We start from the raw sequence: 2990 nt of genomic DNA on the forward strand, positions 1-2990 counted from the left end.
CTACCTCCCATCATTGGGTTTCTTGGTTGAACAAATTCACCCGCTTCTCCTATTTCTAAGATCTCCATTTCGAAAACTAAAGTTTCAAATGGAGGAACTAAATCATTTCCTTGAGTTCCGTAACCTAGATCGTAAGGTACATATAATTTGTACTTACCACCAACTTGCATGTTTTGCAAACCTAAAGTCCATCCTTTAACTACCCCGTTAAGGTTAAACGCTAAAGGTTGTCCTCCATTTTGTAAAGACATTTTATAAGAGTTTTGTAACTCGTTCAAATCTGCATCATATAAGATGTAATGTGCTTTTACATCTGCTCCAGCAGGAACCGTTCTTCCTTCTCCTTTTTTCAAAGTTTCGATAACGTATCCTTCTGGGTATTTTTTCGTGTTTGGACGCTTTAACGTTTCAGCAATTAGGTCTTCTCCTTTTTGCTTGGCAACAGCTCCAATTTCGTTTTGTGTCAATACTTTTGTAGTAACTGTAATGGCTTCATAAGGTTGAAAGATGTAACTTCCATTTCTAGGGTTTCTCAAACCTTCTTGACTAAATGCTTTGTCTGTAGAACAGTATACTTTGTACTCTCCTCCTACTTCCATTTGCTCCATAGCATCTTTCCATCCTGCTACTAATCTTCTGTCTTGGAATTGTAAAACTTGACTGTTAATGTCGTCCGTCATTCCATAATCTCTAATGGTAGCTAACATTGTATCTCCAAATGTATTTTGCATCACCAAAAGCATCTTGTATTCAAAGTTAGGTACTAATTTTTCTCCATTACCTGCTGCTACCTCTTCCAAGATAACATCATCAGAGATAACTTTCACATCTGCTTTTGCCTTTGCATCAACCATTAATTTAGATGCCGCTTTTTTAGTAAGGTCGTTGTAGAAATCTTCTACAATTTGAATTCTCTCTTCTTCTCCGATCAAAGAAGTATCTGTATTTACAAGACTTCTTGCAAATCCTTTTCTTGCAATTTCAATATCAAAAACATCTTCGGCATCTTTCGTCTCTAACATTTTTCTTGTTGCTTCACCTAGATAACTTCCGTAACAAGCAGACAAATCAACTAAAGAATAATTACTAGTATCAATAGACAAATCTTGTTTTACAACCGTTTGCATGATTTGCTCACATTCTCCTTTTTGCTCATCTGAGAAGGCAGCATATCCGGCAGCATAACTATTCTCCAATTGCTTAAAATCTAACTGTTGGAAAATTGTATCTGGAAAGTTTTTAAAGTTAGAAGCCATATCAGCTCCAATAGAGAAAGAAATTTTTTCTTCTATCGTATTTAAGGTAAGATCATCATAATTACCATTTGACGATTGCTCACCACAGGCAACAAGAGCTAAAGCTAATGCTCCAAAGATTATTTTTTTCATGAATTTTATATTTGGGGTTTAAAAAAGTGGGGCATTGCGCCCCACTCAGGAAAGATCTTATTAAAGAATCTCTAATAATTCTACATCAAAGACTAATGTCATGTACGGTTGGATTGGTCCACCTGGGTGTGGGTTTGCACCGTAAGCTAATTCTTGAGGAACGTACAATCTATGTTTTGCACCAACTTTCATTAACTGTAAAGCTTCTGTCCATCCTTTAATAACTTGGTTCAATCCGAATTGAGCTGGCTCTCCTCTTTGAACTGAGCTATCAAATACGTTACCATCGATTAATGTTCCGTGGTAGTGTACTTTAACTGTATCTGTAACTGCTGGCATGTTTCCTTCACCTTCTTCGATTACTTCGTACTGTAATCCTGAAGCTGTAGTAACAACACCTTCTTTCTTCGCGTTTTCAGCTAAGAATGCTTCACCAACTTCTTTGTTCTTAGCAAACTTTGCTTCGTTAGCGGCAGTTAAATATTTTTGAATAATAGCGTTAGCCTCTTCTGGATTGTATTTTGGAGCCTTTCCACTTAATGCATCTGTAATTCCTTCTAATAAAGCATCTGGTTGTACTCCTTCTAGACTTTGTTGCATTAAACTTCCTGCAATACTCATTCCTACACAGTAACTTACTGCTTCTATTTCTTGTGACATGTAATATAATTTTACCGCAAAGATAGGAGTTTGTTTTAAAGGAAGAAGTGAATTGGAAGTTCCTTCGGGGGGAATGTTTTTAATTCACAAAAATTTAGACTTTTTCTACATCTGAAAACACTAAACATAAAAAAAGGGACACCTTTCGGCATCCCTTTTCAAAGTCCTATAATCTTACTAGTGGTTAACTACCACGTTGATTACTTTCTTAGATCCGTTCGCTAAGTTTACGTTTAACATGTAAACTCCGTTTTCTAAATCTTGAACGTTAATCACTGTATTTTCAGCTTGAGCATTTACTGCGATATCCTTAACTGTTTTACCAGTCATATCTACCATAGTTATTGTACTCACTTCATTATCATTAAATGCTACAGTTAAGTTTGCATTTGCCGGAGAAGGGTAAGCTGTTACATTAATATCTTCTTCGATGATGTCTAATCCTAACTCTGCAGCTGGGAATGCTTTTAAAGCAAATGCTGGAGTTTCTTCAAATCCGAATCCTGCTAAGAACCACTGGCTACTCAAGTTTGGTGCTTGTGGTTGTAAGTAAATTTCTTCGATATTTGTTACGTAATTTGCTTCAGGATCGTATCCAATGAATACATCAGAGTTACCCGTGTATACACAGAACAAGTATCTTTGATCATCTTGTAACAAGAATGGAGTATCGAACTTAGCAAATACACTAGAATCTTGGTAATCTCCTTCGAAGATGTATTCTGTAAATGCAACCTGGTTAATTGTATTAACACCTGCGTTTGCATCATTTAAATCTGTAAACTGATCATCCCATTCAAATGCTGTTACTAAGAAAGGTTCTCCTGTTAAAACAGCTCCTGATGATGAACCTGTAATCGCTGTAAAGTACATTCCTTCAACACCCATTCTAGATGCGTTTGAATTTCTATAAGCCATACATGCTGTAAAGTCTGGTCCTGA

General features: G+C 36.3%; 3 protein-coding genes. All 3 read right to left on the reverse strand.

The window, feature by feature from the left end; genetic code table 11:
* On the reverse strand, window positions 1-1388 hold a 1388-nt coding region (locus tag R3333_RS13810), incomplete at its 3' end, for an FKBP-type peptidyl-prolyl cis-trans isomerase (RefSeq protein WP_318959357.1).
* A gap of 60 nt (window positions 1389-1448) precedes the next feature.
* Complete coding sequence (locus R3333_RS13815; RefSeq protein WP_318959358.1) at window positions 1449-2048, reverse strand: FKBP-type peptidyl-prolyl cis-trans isomerase; 600 nt, start codon at window positions 2046-2048, stop codon at window positions 1449-1451.
* 177 nt (window positions 2049-2225) lie between these two features.
* Window positions 2226-2990, reverse strand: a 765-nt coding sequence (locus R3333_RS13820) for a T9SS type A sorting domain-containing protein (RefSeq protein WP_318959359.1), incomplete at its 5' end; no start/stop codon positions are given.

It is taken from the genome of Lishizhenia sp., from assembly GCF_033720595.1.
Classification (GTDB): Bacteria; Bacteroidota; Bacteroidia; order Flavobacteriales_D; family Crocinitomicaceae; genus Lishizhenia.

Coding starts and splice junctions, on each gene's coding strand:
- R3333_RS13815 (WP_318959358.1), bottom strand. CDS start 2,048: ATGTCACAAGAAATAGAAGCAGTAAGTTACTGTGTAGGAATGAGTATT.